Below are 16,902 nucleotides of genomic sequence, written 5' to 3'. Positions count from 1 at the left end.
TTACTGCGCTTCGCGAGCGAAACTACGTTTGAATTTGCTCAGCACACTACGATCTTCGGTGTGTTGCTCTTTATACTTCGCTAGCTGAGCCTGCAGCTTGGCTTCTACTATGTCAATCGCCGCCAGCACGTTTACAGTTGAATCCTTGGCTGTCAGTGTCTTCTCTGGTGTATATAGTATTACCTCAGCCTCATACTTGTTGCCGTTTTTCTGATCGATCTGTGCTAGCTTCACATCTGCCTTGATGTCGCTGCGCACATGCCGAGGAAGATACCTGTCGAGTTTGCCTACTTTCTGTTCTACATACTTCTTGGTGCGCGTATCCACGTCGTATTTGATACCAGTAATTGCAATCGGTGAGATCATATCCCTCCTCTCGTTAGGTGCTTGTAGTTACAGTATAGCAGTTTTTGGGTCGATTCGCTATGCGGGTATTGACTTATTTTGTTTTAATTCTAATGTAATAATTTTCTGACATGGAATTAGCGAAAACTATATAACTTCTCGACCGCCCATATACGGTCGTAGCACTTCCGGCACATTTAGCTTGCCGTCTTCGCGCTGGTTATGCTCTAGCACTGCTACAAGCGAACGAGCAAGACTTACTGCCGTACCATTGAGCGAGTGTACCATCTCCACCGTGCCGTCAGTGCGGCGCACGCGAATATTGAGATTGCGTGTCTGAAAATCAGTACAATTGCTACAGCTTGTGAGTTCGCGGTAGGTACCATCCACCGGAGACCAGTATTCGATGTCAAACTTCTTGGCGGCCGGCGCGCCCAAGTCGCCACTAGCGATATTGATGATATGGTATGGCACGTTCATCGCCTGCCAGATCTCTTCTTCTACGGCCAGTAGTTGTTCATGCACTTCGCGCGATTTTTCCGGCAACGCATACGCATACATCTCGAGCTTATTGAACTGATGCACACGGAACAACCCACGGGTGTGCTTGCCATAGGTACCCGCTTCCTTCCGGTAGCAAGGGCTCAGGCCGGCATACATAAGCGGGAGGTCTTTTTCGTCGAGGATCTCGTCGGCATGATAGCCTGTAAGTGGGATTTCGGCCGTCGCGATGAGCGATAGATCTTCGCCCTCTATCGCATATTCGTCGCTCTGATCACTGCTACGTGGCGCGAAGCCGGTACCGGTCATCGTACGTGCATTCACCATATGAGGCACCGTCATAAACTTGAAGCCCTTGCCGACGAGTACATTGAGCGCGTACTGTGTGATCGCTTGTTCGAGCAGCGCCAAGTCGCCTTTTAGATAATAAAACTTCGCACCCGCCACCTTAGCACCACGCTCGAAGTCTACCCAGTCGCGCTCTACAGCATAATCTAGATGATCACGTGCACCGGATGTTTGTTCGCCCCATTGTTTGATTTCGACACCGTCTTCTTCGCCACCCACTGGCACGTCATTATCGGTAAGATTCGGGAAGTTATTGAGCAGCGCCGTGTACTCTTCATCGGCCGCTTTTAGATATTCCTCGCGTTCGGCTAATTCCACCTTGATTTGCTTGCCTTCGTCGATTAGCTCCTGGGCAGGCTTACCGCCTTTCATCTTGGCTGCATTGGCATTGCGCTTTTCACGCAGCTCATCTACCTGCTGCTGCAAGCCACGGCGTGAATCATCGAGCTCCAGTAGTTTTGACACAGACAAATTGCGATAGCCTTTTGCCTCTGCGTTTGTCTGTACTTTCTCTGGGTTGTCTCGTATGAATCTGATATCTAACATGTATTTTAGTATAACAGTAGTAGCTAGCTTTTTTAACTATGAGCACGATGCGGTATACTAAAACACATGAAAAAGTTCTTTATAACAATTACGCTGATCCTCATCATTGCTGGTGCTGGTACAGGTATCTATTTTGTATTCTTTACGCCACAAGCGCGAGCGACCCGCACCGCCGAACAGACTATGCATGCCGCCTCGTCACAGGATGAAGCCTCGTTCAAATCACACGGTACGCCAAGTGGCAGTGACGAATTTTATACTGCGGTCAGTTCACGAAATTATCGACTGGATACCACCACCGAAGAAGCTTCTACTTTTTATCTACGCTACAGCTTCACAGACAACGAGTCGCCCAAACACGCACGCATCGCAATCCAGAACGGCATAGTCAAGGAACTTGCGGTTGGCGATGCAATCGGAGTTACGCCCAAAGAGGACAAAAAACAAGCTGCAAATACGACCTCCCAAGACTTTTGCCTAGCGAAGGCGGACCTACAATACCTCGATGCAACTAGTTTATATGCTCGCACAATCCGCGGAGCAACCATGATATTCGCAGACGACACCAGTACTACTTACTCCGGCGAGGAAAATGCTGGCAAGCTGTTCGATCGCATGGGAGACTTCTACAAAAAAACTAGCGCAAAAGACTACTCTTTTAGCGTCCGCGGCTACCTTGCGGCTACATCTGACACACTAGAGGAGCGGAAACAAGTGATCCAAAACCGTGTCACTAAAATCCAGCAAGACTTAATAAAACAAGGCATTCCCGAAGATCGTATCAATCTTGCTGATCCCGTGGCATATCCCGCTGACCAACCTACCGATGGTCAAAACGAACGCTATGTCATCATCGACATCACCAACAACTGCATCAAATAGTTATTCGGTACGCAGCGCCTCAATAGGATCAAGTTTGGCGGCTTTGCGCGCCGGTAAATAGCCAGCGATCACCGCCACCAGCATAAGCCCCACTATCATCAGTACAATCACGTACGGCTGAAAGATCAGGAGCGACGTACCATCGCCGAGACTCATCCATTTGGTAAGGTACGGATTGGCAATCGCGCCAACAAGCGTCGCCAGTCCCGCGCCAATCGCACCACCTAGTGCACCTATCCAGGCTGCTTCGTAGCGAAACAGCTTCGCTACGTCACGCCCACTCATACCAAGCGCCTTCATGAGGCCAATCTGCCTAGTACGCTCCAACACCGAGATATACATGGTGTTGATAATGCCGAACAAACTCGCAAACAGTGCCAGGATACTAAACCCAATCACGATTCCCTGAATCACATTCACTACCTGAAAAATCAGCGATTGCAGGTCTTCCGCGGTCATGCTGTAGATCTTGTCTTGCTCGAGAGACTTCTTCACGTCCGCCGGGTCGACACCCTCTTTTACTTTGGCAGTCGCCGAGAAATACTGCCCCTCCTGGGAAGTACCTTTGGTAAGCCACTGAGACAGATCACGCGCCTGGTTTTCCGAGATGAAGAGCCCGCTACTCGCCGACAGCGACGTGGCAGAGTTTTTACTGACTGCGCGCACCTTATAAGTTACGTCCCTCGTCTCAGGCGACAACGCTTTTTCGACACCCGCTTGCCCCTCGTTTGCAAACAGCGACTGTATTTCAGCCTGACTCAACTCCTTAGCTGGTTTGACAAGATGTAGCGTGACAGTCGATCCTACAAATTTGCTTGCATCGCCCACCTTCATCGTATCGAGATAACTCTGCGGCACAATTACCTCATCGTCACCAATCTGCTCGCCGCGTGGCGGTAAGTTGCCCGCCGCCGTCTCCGGCAATACAGACGTATCGTAGAGTGTGATGTCGCTGGTGTATTTCGCATTTGGCTTCTCAGCAAACGTCACGTACTGCGCTGACACCATATATGATGGCGTCACCGACTGGATGTCCGAGCGGGCTTTGATTTTGTTGATATCGTCGTCTGTCAGCGCCTTAATCGACAGGCCGTTATACGCACTCTGATTTTCCGAGTATTCCTTCAATCCACTCCCTGTCGCACCCGAACCTTCAAACAGCGATTTATCTTTTGACACGATCAACATCTGCGGATCCACATTTGACGAGATGACTTTGTCGATGTACTGGCGCGAGCCCTCGCCGACTGCTAGGGCGAGCGTAAGTGTAAATGCCCCCACAGCAATCGCAAGACTTGTCAGTAATGTACGCATTTTAGCCTGTGCCAAGCTTTTGCTTGCGCGTGCGGCAATATCACGGCGTCGCATTATTTCACTCCTTTCGTGAGCGTAGCATGGCGCTGCTTCACCGATTGTACTCGGCCGTCTTTGATCTGTATCTGCATATCACATTTGGCCGCAAGGTCAGCGTCGTGTGTCACGATCACAAGCGTGACACCACTTTTTTTGTTGATAGCAAACAGCAAGCGCTCAATCGCATCACCGGTTGTACTATCGAGATTACCCGTAGGCTCATCGGCAAACAGGATTTTGGGTCGGTTCACAATCGCTCGCGCGATAGCGAGGCGCTGCTTCTGCCCACCAGACAGATCTTTTGCCTTCGACTTTACTTTGTCTTCAAGCCCTACAGCCTTGAGCGCTGCTAGTACTTTGGGTTTACGCTGTCCACGCGACACTTTTGCTATTTCTAGCGGTAAGCTCACATTGTCGTAGCAGGTCTCGTTTGCCTGCACGAAAAACGCCTGAAAAATGAAGCTCATCTGCTCAGCCCGAAACGCGTCCACTTTCTTCGGCTTGAGCTTCAAAATATCATCACCGTTCACCACAATCGCGCCATCTTGCGGTCGATCAAGCCCGCTCATAGCGTGCATCAGTGTACTTTTGCCGCTACCAGATTTACCGATAATCGCTACACTCGCTCCGTCGGGTATTGTCAGGTTAACATCGTCTAACGCGACGAACTTGTTACTTTTTTTACCATACGTTTTCGTGACATGTTGTACGTCTATCATCACACCCTCCTGTTATACCGGACTCACCACGCCCGTTGTTAATAGCACTATCAGCAGTACACCCAGCCCCACCCTGTACCAGATGAAGATTGAATAATCATGCTTCGCGATAAATTTCAGCAGCCAAGCCACAGCCCACCACGCCACGACAAATGACACTGCCGTCGCGAGCAGCGTAGGACCCCAGCCCACACCATGCTGTATCTCATCGTACTGCGTGACTGTTTGTAGTACGGCCGCTGCCATGAGTGCTGGAATACTGAGGAAAAACGATAGCCTGGTCACCGTTACGCGGTCAAATCCACGAAGGAGCCCTGCTGACATAGTCGCGCCACTGCGCGATACACCTGGTATCAGTGCCAAGCACTGCGTCAGACCAATCACTAGCGTATCTTTCCAGGTTGTATCTTTTTCGTGGCGGTTTTGGAGTGCAGCCTTATCCGCAAACCACATCACGACGCTCCACAAGATCAACGCACCCGCTACAAACCACAAACTACGGAGCACTCCCTCGATCTCGTCTTTGAACAAAAAGCCCACGATACCTATTGGCACCGAGCCGATAAGCACTGCCCAACCAAATTTGTAGTCGTGTTTGCGCTGCCCGCCGTGGGCCAGCCCTCGCAACCACGCCACACCAACACGCCAAATATCCTTCCGCAGATACAGTACTGTCGCCAGCACTGCTCCTACTTGGATAATAGCCGTAAACGCCGTTACGCTCGGATCATCGATCTGATACCCCAGCAGCTTCTCCATGATCGTCAGATGACCAGTGCTCGACACAGGCAGAAACTCTGTCACTCCCTCGATGACACCAAATACAATCGCATGCCACCACTCCATCAGTCAGTTTTCCCGCAGTTCATTGCCTCTTATTGTATAGCATAAGCTCTGGGGTTACCAGCCGCCTCCGCCGCCTCCGCCGCCTCCGCCACCAGACGAGCCTCCACCGCCTGAGCCGCCGCTCGACGAGCTACTAGCCGAAGTGTAGGAGCTTGCAGTAGTGAAGTTACCGATCGCCGACGACAACACCGCAGCATTGAACACTGTCGCATCGCCGCCGCTATACCAACCTGGATTACTGCGAGACTCAGCATAGTACTCACCAAGCTGCTTTCCCCATTCCTTTTCCTGGCCAAACAGTACCGCATACGGCAACACTTTTTCGTACAATTTCACGAGTTCGGCAGGCTTTCCTTCGATATCCGTGCCGACTTTCTCTGCCCCCTCTGGAGTCTGCAGCATCTTGAGTCGTTCCACCTCAGCCACACCAATATAGAGTTTGAGCCCCTCTAGATAGCGCCGCAAACTGAGTCCTTTGTCAGTCAGCGACCATAGCGAATATCCCAATAGCCAGGCCGTACCTGCCGCCACCAGCAGAAACGGCGAGCCAGTCACAATAGCAATCAGGAATACGATGACACTTGTGCGCGTAAACCATGCCCGCTGCGTCGTCAGCCGCTCGCGTAATGCATACTCACCGCGCACGAGCGCCTGTAGCTTCTTTGGGTTGTCCTGCATGCGACTGTACAGTGCGGTATTGCTCTGCAACGTCTTCATCTCTAGCTTCTCGCCTACACTTGTCTTGCCATCGTAAATATCGCGTAGTAGCTCTTGCTCCTCGGCGCGCAGTTTGGTCACATCACCCGTGATCTCTAGCGTATACTGCGCGTTCGACCAAAAAGATTTCGGTTTCGTCTCATAGATTTTGAGATAGTGGCGCACTGCCAAGTCGAGCAACTGCGCCGCAAACACCGCACGTGGACTATCCAACACCTCAGCACTCGCCGTCACGCTCACCGCTTTTGGCGGCAGATACTCTGGCACAATCGTACCTATGTCACGCACACGATTCTTCAGTCGAGACCATCGTACCGATAGCCACACGATTAGTCCCACGCTCGCGAGTCCTGTCACTGCCAATAATCCTATCCAGACACCCACCAGTCGCTCCCATAGCGATGGTTGATACGTCGCAAACGCCCCTGGCCGAAACCCCAATGCTACCGTCACATTATCGCCCGGCGCCATGCTACTTGCCGCCACACGAAACATCGCACCCTCTTGCGTAATCTGACACCCGGCGCTTGAACCTGCCCCGCCCTGATAGCACGCATACTGCTCGTAGTACGTGCGTGCCTCCGGTGTCATCGTCACCTCAGCAGTGAACCGCTGTATCGGCACCTTCCAGTCCACCCCATTTAGATCCCAGTAAAACTCGTCCATCTTCGTATCTGCGTAGTATCGCGTCACGTCGCGCTGCGCATATGTCAGCACATATGTCTGACTACCGTGCACGTAGGTATTTTTGTCGCCGATTCGTACCACCTGGTTGCCGTTACTTTCGTAGATCGTATACGGCAATGCTACACCCGCCTCACTCTTCACAGATTCAATATGCAGGCTCGTCGTATGTCCTTCATATGAACTTGGAATTGCTCTCTCGATACCGTGGTTTTGATCCGTGTCCGGAAATAGTGCCGTAATTTTTTCCACCGTTTTGAGTGTTGATCGCTGCTCGCTGTCGCGCCCCAGCTCCAGCTGCATATGGTAGTTGGTAATCTCAAAATCATTTGCCGCCGCAGCCGTAGGCTGACCACTCACGAGCGACAGTCCTACTACAAAAATACTCGCAAAGAACTTAAATCTCATACGCGCTCCGTATATCGCTCAACATGCACCATAAATGCAGCAATGTATGCATCGAGGTGACGCGCTGTCACGTCGCTTACGCCGCCAGACGCCGTCATGTTATCGTCGCCTATTGTTAGTGCAATTACCGGCGCAGTCAACACCACAGCCTGCGTATGAGCCAACACTGGTCTTAGCTGCGACTGCATCACCATCGTCTTGATTGGTCCGCTTGAGATGCCGGCAATCGCTACTGGCTTGCCCTTCAGCGGATGCCCTGTACTTGGGCGACTCAGCCAATCGACGATGTTTTTCGTCACCGCCGGGATGCCGCGATTATATTCTGGTGACACAATTAGCAATCCGTCCGCTTCCGCTACTTGCTGCGCAGCCAGTTGCACCACCTCTGGTACCTCAGCCTCTAGATCCTCGTTCACGAACGGTATTTCAGTCAATTTCAACCACTCCACTTCGCTCCCAGCCGGTAAGCGCTCCACCAGCGCATGCGCCAGCACGTGATTATACGAACCGTTCCTCAGACTACCAACAATTACCGCGATCTTCATACGTCATCTCCTTTGTTATTATTATAGCAAGTGGCTAGTTTTTAATCCTGAATCGCTTCCAGATGAGACCGTCGAGCAGCAAGTGGCTAAAGTAGCCCATTACAGCGGCCCCGTAGTAGACAACTGCGATAGGCAGGAGTTTTTCGCTATAAAGGAGTGGCACGAGCACAACCGGAAGTGGCACGAGCACCATGGCCCATTTGGCATGCGTCCAGCCCCTATGATGCGTCAGTATTGGCAGCATTGCGATCAGGCCCAAATATGCAGCAGCAGCAAACGAACCGTTCCATATCAGCAATACATCCACGATGAATACCAGCCAGAAGAAGATGTCTTGCGCCTTTGAGTTAGTGTCAACATCTGGGAACAACGCAAACAGCATAGCAATTACAAACACCGCCGCGAGCGCTTGCCAGTCGCTCAGTAGCCTTGCATATTCAGCCAAATGCTCTACAGGTACCACTGTCATAGCACCTGCATACGCGAGGCCAGCCGCCAGTCCACCCACGATGTGCCCCTTATAGTTCGCCACCCGTATCCCCTTTTATAGATTTAGATCTGGATAAATCGCCTTGGTCGTCTCGTCGATTTCACTACGCAGCTGCGGAAACGGCACACCTTCACGCGCCGGGATACCTTCGAGACTCCAAAACACACGCTCACTGTAGCCGAGGCCACATGCTGGCGGCATGCCGTATTCGAGTGCTTCCACATAGTCGATGTCGAGCATCTGGGCTTCGTCGTCACCCGCGTCACGCATGGCTTGCTGCTCACGGAAACGGTTGAGCTGATCTACGGGATCGTTGAGCTCGCTAAACGCCTTGCACATTTCACTCCCGCCGAACACGAGGTTGAACTGCTCGGTGAGGCGCGGGTCGTTGGCATTTACTTTCGCGAGCGGCTGCATAAAGACAGGCATGTCGATCAGGAATGCTGGACCAGCAAGTGTTTTGCGATATTTTTTCCAGAGCTTGTCCAGACTACGGATACGATTATCGACTTCTTCTACCTCGAGATTATGCTCTTTGAGCTTAGCCTGGATATCTTCGATGGAACTCTCAAACACGTCGATATCGTACTGCTCTTTGAGAATACCAACGAAACTAATGCGAGGGAAATGTTCACCATCAGCACCAAAGTCTACCGTCTCACCACTCATAAGTGTAAACTGGCGTGTACCCCATGTCGCATCACAAATATAGCGAATCATGCGCTCGGTGAGCTCCATGCCATCTTCCCAGTCGGCATACGCCCAGTACCATTCCATCGCGTTGTGCTCAGGCAAGTGTTCTTCGGTGTAGTTTTCGTTGCGGAAGCGCGCCCCAAGATCAAACACCTTTTCGAAGCCCGCCACCAGCAAGCGTTTGAGCGGCAACTCATGACTGATGCGCAGATAGAAATCCTGGTCCAACGCGTCCATATGTGAGATAAACGGATTAGCATCGGCACCGCCAGCGGTCGCCTCAAGTACAGTATTGTTTACCTCTACAAAACCTTCGCTTTCCAGGAAATTACGTGTCGCTTGCCAAAACTTGCTACGACGCACGAAACGTTCACGCACCTCTGGGTTCACATTCATATCCACGTAACGACGTCGGAAGCGCTCTTCTTTGTTGGTTAGCTCTAGTGGCATAGGGCGCAGGCTCTTGGCGAGCAATCGTAGCGTCTTCACACCTACCGACACTTCCCCGGTCTTGGTTTTAATCACCTCACCGGTCGCCTCGACGAAGTCGCCCGTATCAAGGAGATTCAGTTGCTTCATACCAAGTACCCCACTCGCCGCATCGAGCTCGGCGACATCTGGCGCGTGGAGAAACAGTTGCACTTGCCCGCTCATGTCGCGCAGTACAATGAAGGCCAGCTTGCCAAACTTACGCAGCCCCGTGATACGCCCCGTCACCGTGACGGTTTGCCCCTCGCGAGTAGCAAATTCATCAATCACCTGCTTCGCCGTAGCGGTGCGGTGACTAGTAGCCGGGTACGGATTGACGCCTAGCTGTTGTAATTCTTCGAGCTTACGTACACGCTCATCTCTGTAATCTTGCAAAGTAGCCATATACGTTCAAGTATATCGCATTTCTCATAACTTCGGTAGCCACCCCATATATGTTGTAAAAACTACTTATTAAAATTTCTTATTATATAGTGTCGTCAGCCGTCTTGAACCACTACATATAGTGTTATTGTATAATAATATGTCATGGGTGATATATTGTGCTTGTCTCAAAATGCTTCCGGCGCTACAATTGTGCCATAAACAAATCGTAAATATAGCATAGATGGTATCGAAATGAAAAACACATACGACACATATCACACATCACCAACGCTTGATAAGTACGATACTACTGCCCTACACCTTCAAACCCCTCTCTCTGGCGAGGGGTTTACTAGTACCGCGATTGCCACTATTAACTCAGAAGGGGCTTCCGACCTAGAACAGACCATCTTGGCGACTGACCCCACGCTCGCGGATACATACGATGCGTTTCTTTCGGCAGTTCACAACTTTGCATCAGCACCAGACACTACCCTAAAAGATATTTTTCGCGAAGAGGTGGCCGACACAGCACAAGAGCTCGTCGTACAAGTATTGCCACAGGACACATGCCGCGAACTCAATATCGACCCCCGTGTTATCGAGGATGCGAGCAGCCACCACACTCCAACAGAAATTGATGTGATCATCCTCGCAAAGGCAACCCAAATCACCGCAGAGCCTTCGCTTGAGTCAGCGCTCTATACTACTATCGATTATCTTCCAGAAGTAGAGATGAGCGATAAAATCAAACGTGCAATCAAACACGCCAAAGAAATCAACCAGCCCATCACAGAGGCAATCATCAGTACAATCGATAGCGAGATCAAACGCACTGCCGAGCCATACGTCTATTTGCATATTGCCGCACGCGCAATCGACAATACTGTCAATTACAACACGCTCGCCATAAACGATGAGCATCTAGAGCGCTTAGTTACAGCCGATGAGCTTGTTCACGCCCAGTGGGCAAACAGTCGTGCAGACGACAATACCCAGCGTCCTATTGTACCAAATGCTGGCAAGATGCCAGTAGTGGTATTCAGCGAGACCGCTCACGCTGATACTCGCCAGTACCAATAGTATGCAATAAAAAATCCCGGATACACCGGGATTTTTTATAATTCAAGACGCTATACCGCGACGACTTCGTACTCAGTCTCACCTTTTGGCGTCTTGATTGTAACTGTTTCACCCACCTTTTTACCCATCAGTGCTTCACCAATTGGTGATTCGTTGCTAATCTTGCCTTCGAGTGGATCCGCTTCGACTGGGCCGACAACGGTGTATTTGACAGTCTTGGAGCCGGTTTTGAGCTCGACAGTCGAACCTAGACCGACTTGGCCTTTTTTTGCACCAGAGATAATCTCGGCGTTCTGCAAGATGTCTTCGATCTCGGCGATACGCGTCTCTACCACACCTTGCTCCTCACGAGCAGCATCGTATTCCGCATTTTCGCTCAAGTCCCCATAGTCACGCGCTTCGGCGATCTTATCAGCGATATCGCCGCGGCGACCTTTGAGCTGCTCAAGCTCTTTCTCGAGCTCTTTCTTGCCGTCGTTGGTGATCTGAAATGCTTTTTTCATTAATATGTTCCTTGTCTTGATTCTTATAAGACACCCGCTTCTATGGTCAGCGGGTGCATGTGGCGTCTTGTGTCTGATGTAAACCCTACCTCTAGCGTGTTTACGATGTACTTATACTAGCAAACAGCTCATCTCTGGTCAACAGGTTGACCTCCCCGGTCGCCCGTGCTTTGAGCTCGTATTTACCCGCCTCTACCAGTCGGTCGCTGACAGTGAGCGTGTAGGGGATGCCCATCAGTTCGCCATCGGCGAATTTTTCACCTGGGCGTGCGTCACGGTCATCGTAGAGCACTTCGACACCTCGACTTGTTAACTCGTCGTACAGTGCATCGGCCACTTCACTACCCTGAGCGCCAATCGACACCAGATATACCTTGGCTGGAGCGATTGATTCTGGCCACACAATACCGCGCTCATCGGCAAATTTCTCCACGATCACACCCATGACTCGAGTGATGCCGATGCCGTAGCTCGCGAGGTAAATTGGTTTTTGTACGCCGTCCTTGTCCATGTATGTAATACCCATTTGCTCAGATTTGCTCGTGCCAAATTTGAAGATATTGCCTACTTCGGCGCTCTTCACCGGCTGCAAGCTCGCCTTGTCGATACCTAGCTCAGCCGCCGCATCATCGAGCACCTCTTCGTTGACTGCCACGGTCTGCTCATCGTTTACATATAGTATGTCTTCGCCGGCATCGCAGATAGTCTGAAACTCGTGGCTAAACTTGGTGAATGCTCCGCCGCTCGCAAATGTCACGAACGTGCTAGCACCGATCCCAAAACGCTCATAACAGCGCTTGTACGCCTTGATCACACCTTCGTAGTACGCATCCATGTCTTCCTCGGTAGCATGCAGGCTATACATATCTTTCATCACAAACTCGCGCCCACGCATAATACCGCTTTTGGCTCTCAGCTCGTTGCGTAGCTTAGTTTGGAACTGATACACACTTGTCGGTAAGTCTTTGTAACTTTTCACGAACTGCTGCATCATCTCCATAATCGCCTCTTCGTGACTCCAGCCAAACCCTACTTCTGTATCATCTTTTAGTTTTGACTTGAACCATACATCAACCACCTCGTCGTCCCAACGACCAGTGCCCTCCCAGGTCTCTTTGCGCTGCAGACTACTCATGATGATTTCTTGACCGTGGACAGCGTTCATCTCTTCGCGCACAATTTGTTTGATGTTTTCTAGGACCTTGAGACCGAGTGGCGTGTAGGCGTAAACCCCTGCCATGACCTTGTAGACGAAGCCTGCTCGTATGAGCAGCTGGGCGTTTTTGGCCACCTCATCTGCGGGCGCGGTCTTACTAGTGCGAGTAAACAACTCTGAAACTTTCATATTACTCCTTGATTTCTCTTGTAATTGTTCGTGTGTAGCAAAAAGAATCTTACCGGCACGCCGGTGGTACTAATGGGTATACTCGAATTGTTTCACTTGCCATATCTAATCCTATTGTACCAGAGAGATACCGAGAAGCGGTGCGATAAACAGGGCGAAGAATGCGACGCCGTTTTTGAGCATATGCACCAATATACCCGCCCAGATACTTCCTGTGTATTCGCGCAGTGCACCGATGAACAGCGCAAGCACTGTCGTGGCGATCATCACGTTCCACTGAAGCGGCATGCCGGGACCGGCATAGACATGCATCAGACCAAACACAAGTGACGTCAGTACAACCGCCCACAGTGCACTATAGTACTTGCGAACGCGTCCATAGAGGTAACCGCGAAACAGAAATTCTTCGCAGATTGGTGCCAGTACCACTAGCGTGAAGAATGCCAACAGCATTTCATAACGCTGGGTAATATTTTCGAAGCCTACTTGTTGCTTAGTCTCAAGATCAACACCCGGGATGACCAAGCTTGCTACATACATGGCGATACCCGTCACCACCAACGCCGCCACAAACGCCACTGGAGCAAGACCAATATCACGCCATCGTGGCAGCTGCTGTGCAAGTCCCACATCACCCCACGATAGGCGCTGACCTAGGAGCTTCCATGGCACACCTACTGCGGTTACGATCGTCACGAGATATACTACGATGGATACGGTTGTCTGCAGTACCGTTTCGTTCAGCACAAACGGAAGCGTGAGCCCCAGTTTTGCTCCGACCCACAACACAGCCAACACAAAGAGCTGCGCAAAAACGAAACTCACAACCGTCCAGCCCGCAAACAACAAGCCATAGGATACTCGTCGCCTGAGTGATAGTTTCGGCTGTCTCACATGATCGTGATGCGCGCTATGCGCTTTTGGCGCGTGCGGAGGTGGAGCCACCGGCTTCAAATGCGACTGGGTTGTCATTACTTCACCACCTTTCCGATATCTGCAATCGTAATCAAGATGATAAGTCCAAACAATACCATCATACCCGCCCCCTGAATTGACTCCTCTCGCTCCTTTGTGAGCACCTTGCCGCGCAGTTTGTAGATCGTCATAACCGTCCAGCGACCACCGTCAAGTGCCGGAATGGGCAGTGTATTCATGACTGCAAGGCTCAGGGAAATGATTGCCGTCAGGAAGATGACTGTCGTGAGTCCAGCACGTCCCGCCTCGGGGAAGATGACACCTAGGATACCGACTGGACCCGCGACGCTATTACTTACGGTTGCGAGCGATTCACTGCCTTGCTGGCGTGTCTGCTCGTTGACACTCAGCTGATCTACAAGTCCTGTCACAAGATTCGCCACCATACCACCAAGTCCCTGTAGCGTCACCCATGTCAGCTGTACAGTTGTACCGACACCTACGATTGGAGCCGACCACGTCGCATGCACCACCTCCTGCGCGCCTCCGCTAGCACCGACACCCAGATAGCCGCCAGAGCCACCGTCTCGTAGCTGTACGGCTACTTGCTTCGCTTGATCACCTCGAGTGTACGCAATTGTCACATTTTGGCCCTTATATTCTTTGGTGAGGCTCACGAATTGAGCTGCACTAGTGACATCAGTACCAGCTACAGCGGTGATTACATCACCATTCTTGATACCAGCCTGTGCTGCCGGCGAACCATCTACTACCTGCGACACTGTAACGTCTGCCGAACCCTGCTGAGTAATGCGGGTATCGGCTGGCACGGTGAACTGATTTTCGATGATCTTTGGCATGCCTGTGAGTGCCAAAATCGTGAAGAGCACAATTGCCACCAGCCAGTTCATTACTACTCCTGCAAAGAGTACCTTCGTCTTTACCCAGTAACTTGCTGCACCATAGCCACCTTTTACGGTTGCGCTGTCGTACTCGCCTTTGAGTCGGACGAAACCTCCGAGCGGTAGCCAGTTGACACTATAGAGAACGTTCTTGCCGAGAAAACTTTTAGCAACTTTTTTACCCCATGCGAGTGGCGGAAATCCCACACCAAACTCTTCTACCACCACACTATTGCGACGCGCCACGATACCGTGTCCGATCTCATGTACTACGACGAGCAAGACCAGGATGAACAATCCCAATATAATCCCAAACAGTAATCCCATTTATTTTCCGAACCTTCTACTTCGTTTGCTGTATGTGTCTATGATACTGCTTACGTCTTCTTTTGTCATGTCTGGCCAGGCGTTGTCGAGAAACACCAGCTCACTGTAGGCTGCACGCCACAACATAAAGTTACTAATACGCTGGTCACCACCACTCCGCACAATCACATCCACCGGCGGCATATCGGGTGCATACAAATAGTGCTCAAGCGTACTAGGGGTGATAGAAGACATATCCTCACCAGCCGTGGCTGCTGCCCGCACCGCGTCTGCTATCTCCAACTGTCCACCGTAGTTGAAACACAAACCAAGCGTGCCGGCAGTATTATCTTGCGTCACCTCTTCTGCGTGATCAATTTCGCGCAGAATCTGCTCGTCAACACCCTCGCGCGAACCGAGTACCTTTACACGGATGTTATTGTCAACAAAAATATGGAGATCGGCAGTAAACATTTTGAGGACCAAACCCATCAGTTTGCCCACTTCCTCTTCGCTCCGCTTCCAGTTCTCGGTACTGAAGATATAAGCCGACATATATGGCACACCTGCATCAAATGTCGCCTTAGCCACATCTTGAATCGCATTATACCCAGCCAAGTGGCCTTCGTAGGTAGGTAATCCGTGCTTTTTGGCCCAGCGACGGTTACCGTCAACGATATAGCCGATGTGCTGCGGAATGTCTTTTGGCTCATGTTCGTCGATCAAATCGTTAGAATATCCTTCTCTTTGGCCTTGAATAGCTCATCGAGCTTTACCTGGGTATCTGCCATCAGCTTATCAATTTCCTGCGCTACACGCTTTTCGTCATCTTCAGAGAGTTCTTTAGCTTGCTTCTTCGCTTTAGCGTCTTTGAGCGCATCCTGACGAATATTGCGGAGCGCGATACGAGCGTCTTCTACCTTTTCGCTCGTTTGCTTGACCAGCGCTTTGCGGCGCTCTTCAGTTAGTGCGGGTACCGGCACACGCACGACGCGACCATCATCACTCGGGTTGAAGCCAAGACTCTGGTCGTCACGAATCGCAGTGGTGATAGCAGTGATATTGCCAGGATCAAACGGCGTCACTAGCAACTGCTGCGGTTCAGGGGCTGTCACATTTGCCGCTTGATTGAGCGGGATACGTGTGCCATAGGCTTCTACTAACACGCTATCAAGCATACTTGGATGAGCACGACCAGTGCGCACTTTCTTCAATTCTTCCTCGAAGTGCTCCAACGCACCATTCATCTTCAGTTCATACGGGGTTGTATCGAACATTCACTCCTCTTTCTTTAGCTCTTTTTAGTATAACAAAATTCACTAGCTTCAACTACTCTCGCCCGCAAGTACAGCACAAAAGGTATCGTTGCTTTTATACAAAAAATATGTTTTCATATGAATATGTCAATTTCCCATGAGAGTTCGCCCCAGCCCGAAGATCCGCATGATAGCGAGCTACTGAATCTTTTCGAGCAAGAGTTCGGAAACTTCTACATCGACGTTAAAGACCAGCAAGCCTTCTTGAGAGAGGCCCGACAGCGCCTAGACAGCGCTCTACACCCACTCCGTACCTGGGAGCGTGTGGCCGATGCATTTCCTGATCTGATTCGAGACGCCCCCTGGGAAACGCATTTTCATAAAACTCTACGAGGCGACATACTACTAGATGTAGAGTATTGCTCTGCGGACAGCGCCACAAGCAGACCGAAGCGAGCCGCACTGACTGTTGCATCTTTTGACGATGCAGAACAACCACAGACAGGCACGCACTTTACCGAAGCAGATGTCAGAGCACTCGATAGTTACTTTAGTTATATCGATCTTGCTAAATCAGGTGGCCTACTGCCCGACCTGGGACACAACTACAGACTCCCGACACTATAACGCCATAAAACTACACACCCCGACTGGCGGGGT

Annotated in this window: 18 protein-coding genes; 3 read left to right on the top strand and 15 right to left on the bottom strand. The window is 51.0% G+C overall.

Features of this window, described 5'->3' with window-relative positions:
- Both hpf and serS read right to left on the bottom strand, forming a co-directional pair.
- Positions 1 to 366: a ribosome hibernation-promoting factor, HPF/YfiA family gene (gene hpf, locus GII36_RS01585; RefSeq protein WP_260763927.1), complete on the bottom strand. Its 366-nt coding sequence runs from the start codon at positions 364 to 366 to the stop codon at positions 1 to 3.
- Between the two features lie 126 nt (positions 367 to 492).
- Positions 493 to 1,740: a serine--tRNA ligase gene (gene serS, locus GII36_RS01580; protein WP_260763925.1), complete on the bottom strand. Its 1,248-nt coding sequence runs from the start codon at positions 1,738 to 1,740 to the stop codon at positions 493 to 495.
- Between the two features lie 66 nt (positions 1,741 to 1,806).
- Here serS and GII36_RS01575 point away from each other — a divergent pair, with 66 nt between their 5' ends.
- A complete protein-coding gene (locus GII36_RS01575) occupies positions 1,807 to 2,622 on the top strand; it encodes a hypothetical protein (RefSeq protein ID WP_260763923.1) in 816 nt (271 codons plus the stop codon).
- On the opposite strand, the gene GII36_RS01570 is transcribed toward GII36_RS01575, so the two are convergent.
- The 7 genes from GII36_RS01570 to GII36_RS01540 are packed head-to-tail and all read right to left on the bottom strand — an operon-like array spanning position 2,623 to position 9,950.
- Positions 2,623 to 3,990: an ABC transporter permease gene (locus GII36_RS01570; RefSeq protein ID WP_260763921.1), complete on the bottom strand. Its 1,368-nt coding sequence runs from the start codon at positions 3,988 to 3,990 to the stop codon at positions 2,623 to 2,625.
- Positions 3,990 to 4,694: an ABC transporter ATP-binding protein gene (locus GII36_RS01565; protein ID WP_260763919.1), complete on the bottom strand. Its 705-nt coding sequence runs from the start codon at positions 4,692 to 4,694 to the stop codon at positions 3,990 to 3,992. Before GII36_RS01565 ends, GII36_RS01570 begins: the two co-directional genes overlap by 1 nt.
- A 12-nt stretch (positions 4,695 to 4,706) precedes the next feature.
- A complete protein-coding gene (locus tag GII36_RS01560; RefSeq protein ID WP_260763918.1) occupies positions 4,707 to 5,540 on the bottom strand; it encodes an undecaprenyl-diphosphate phosphatase in 834 nt (277 codons plus the stop codon).
- 54 nt (positions 5,541 to 5,594) lie between these two features.
- On the bottom strand, positions 5,595 to 7,349 hold the full coding sequence (locus GII36_RS01555; RefSeq protein ID WP_260763916.1) for a DUF2207 domain-containing protein: 1,755 nt from the start codon (positions 7,347 to 7,349) through the stop codon (positions 5,595 to 5,597).
- Complete coding sequence (locus GII36_RS01550; RefSeq protein ID WP_260763915.1) at positions 7,346 to 7,894, bottom strand: NADPH-dependent FMN reductase; 549 nt, start codon at positions 7,892 to 7,894, stop codon at positions 7,346 to 7,348. The genes GII36_RS01555 and GII36_RS01550 overlap by 4 nt, the downstream gene beginning before the upstream one ends.
- A 34-nt stretch (positions 7,895 to 7,928) precedes the next feature.
- Positions 7,929 to 8,426 carry a metal-dependent hydrolase gene (locus tag GII36_RS01545; protein WP_260763913.1) on the bottom strand — a complete coding sequence of 166 codons (498 nt, stop codon included), beginning with the start codon at positions 8,424 to 8,426 and terminating at the stop codon, positions 7,929 to 7,931.
- 12 nt (positions 8,427 to 8,438) lie between these two features.
- Positions 8,439 to 9,950 (bottom strand): lysine--tRNA ligase, encoded by a 1,512-nt coding sequence (locus GII36_RS01540; RefSeq protein WP_260763912.1) that lies wholly within the window; start codon positions 9,948 to 9,950, stop codon positions 8,439 to 8,441.
- A 234-nt stretch (positions 9,951 to 10,184) separates the two neighbouring features.
- On the opposite strand from GII36_RS01540, the gene GII36_RS01535 reads away from it, so the two are divergent.
- On the top strand, positions 10,185 to 11,015 hold the full coding sequence (locus GII36_RS01535; RefSeq protein WP_260763911.1) for a hypothetical protein: 831 nt from the start codon (positions 10,185 to 10,187) through the stop codon (positions 11,013 to 11,015).
- A gap of 50 nt (positions 11,016 to 11,065) precedes the next feature.
- Here GII36_RS01535 and greA read toward each other — a convergent pair whose 3' ends face one another.
- From greA to frr, 6 genes are all read right to left on the bottom strand, one after another.
- Positions 11,066 to 11,524, bottom strand: a complete 459-nt coding sequence (greA, locus tag GII36_RS01530; protein WP_313900712.1) for a transcription elongation factor GreA — start codon at positions 11,522 to 11,524, stop codon at positions 11,066 to 11,068.
- A 94-nt stretch (positions 11,525 to 11,618) separates the two neighbouring features.
- The gene (locus GII36_RS01525; protein WP_260763909.1) at positions 11,619 to 12,863 is read right to left on the bottom strand and encodes an aminoacyl--tRNA ligase-related protein; all 1,245 of its coding nucleotides are present in this window, start codon (positions 12,861 to 12,863) and stop codon (positions 11,619 to 11,621) included.
- A 111-nt stretch (positions 12,864 to 12,974) separates the two neighbouring features.
- Positions 12,975 to 13,757, bottom strand: a complete 783-nt coding sequence (locus GII36_RS01520) for a CPBP family intramembrane glutamic endopeptidase (RefSeq protein WP_260763907.1) — start codon at positions 13,755 to 13,757, stop codon at positions 12,975 to 12,977.
- 77 nt (positions 13,758 to 13,834) lie between these two features.
- Positions 13,835 to 15,007 carry a M50 family metallopeptidase gene (locus tag GII36_RS01515; RefSeq protein ID WP_260763906.1) on the bottom strand — a complete coding sequence of 391 codons (1,173 nt, stop codon included), beginning with the start codon at positions 15,005 to 15,007 and terminating at the stop codon, positions 13,835 to 13,837.
- A complete protein-coding gene (gene uppS, locus GII36_RS01510; protein ID WP_260763904.1) occupies positions 15,008 to 15,712 on the bottom strand; it encodes a polyprenyl diphosphate synthase in 705 nt (234 codons plus the stop codon). It lies immediately after the preceding gene.
- Positions 15,709 to 16,263, bottom strand: coding sequence for a ribosome recycling factor (frr, locus tag GII36_RS01505; protein ID WP_260763902.1), 555 nt, complete (start codon positions 16,261 to 16,263; stop codon positions 15,709 to 15,711). Before frr ends, uppS begins: the two co-directional genes overlap by 4 nt.
- Positions 16,264 to 16,386: 123 nt before the next feature.
- Between frr and GII36_RS01500 the strand changes: the two genes are divergently transcribed.
- Entirely contained in the window at positions 16,387 to 16,869 is a 483-nt protein-coding gene (locus GII36_RS01500; RefSeq protein WP_260763899.1) for a hypothetical protein, read from the top strand.
- Positions 16,870 to 16,902: the final 33 nt, after the last annotated feature.

Source organism: Candidatus Mycosynbacter amalyticus (assembly GCF_025273655.1).
Classification (GTDB): Bacteria; Patescibacteriota; Saccharimonadia; order Saccharimonadales; family Saccharimonadaceae; genus Mycosynbacter; species Mycosynbacter amalyticus.
This window is presented reverse-complemented; position numbering and strand designations above follow the sequence as displayed.

Bases quoted from the DNA above. Each gene is read 5' to 3' on its own strand.
- hpf (WP_260763927.1), bottom strand. From the start codon at position 366: ATGATCTCACCGATTGCAATTACTGGTATCAAATACGACGTGGATACG.
- serS (WP_260763925.1), bottom strand. From the start codon at position 1,740: ATGTTAGATATCAGATTCATACGAGACAACCCAGAGAAAGTACAGACA.
- GII36_RS01575 (WP_260763923.1), top strand. From the start codon at position 1,807: ATGAAAAAGTTCTTTATAACAATTACGCTGATCCTCATCATTGCTGGT.
- GII36_RS01570 (WP_260763921.1), bottom strand. From the start codon at position 3,990: ATGCGACGCCGTGATATTGCCGCACGCGCAAGCAAAAGCTTGGCACAG.
- GII36_RS01565 (WP_260763919.1), bottom strand. From the start codon at position 4,694: ATGATAGACGTACAACATGTCACGAAAACGTATGGTAAAAAAAGTAAC.
- GII36_RS01560 (WP_260763918.1), bottom strand. From the start codon at position 5,540: ATGGAGTGGTGGCATGCGATTGTATTTGGTGTCATCGAGGGAGTGACA.
- GII36_RS01555 (WP_260763916.1), bottom strand. From the start codon at position 7,349: ATGAGATTTAAGTTCTTTGCGAGTATTTTTGTAGTAGGACTGTCGCTC.
- GII36_RS01550 (WP_260763915.1), bottom strand. From the start codon at position 7,894: ATGAAGATCGCGGTAATTGTTGGTAGTCTGAGGAACGGTTCGTATAAT.
- GII36_RS01540 (WP_260763912.1), bottom strand. From the start codon at position 9,950: ATGGCTACTTTGCAAGATTACAGAGATGAGCGTGTACGTAAGCTCGAA.
- GII36_RS01535 (WP_260763911.1), top strand. From the start codon at position 10,185: ATGAAAAACACATACGACACATATCACACATCACCAACGCTTGATAAG.
- GII36_RS01525 (WP_260763909.1), bottom strand. From the start codon at position 12,863: ATGAAAGTTTCAGAGTTGTTTACTCGCACTAGTAAGACCGCGCCCGCA.
- GII36_RS01515 (WP_260763906.1), bottom strand. From the start codon at position 15,007: ATGGGATTACTGTTTGGGATTATATTGGGATTGTTCATCCTGGTCTTG.
- frr (WP_260763902.1), bottom strand. From the start codon at position 16,263: ATGTTCGATACAACCCCGTATGAACTGAAGATGAATGGTGCGTTGGAG.
- GII36_RS01500 (WP_260763899.1), top strand. From the start codon at position 16,387: ATGTCAATTTCCCATGAGAGTTCGCCCCAGCCCGAAGATCCGCATGAT.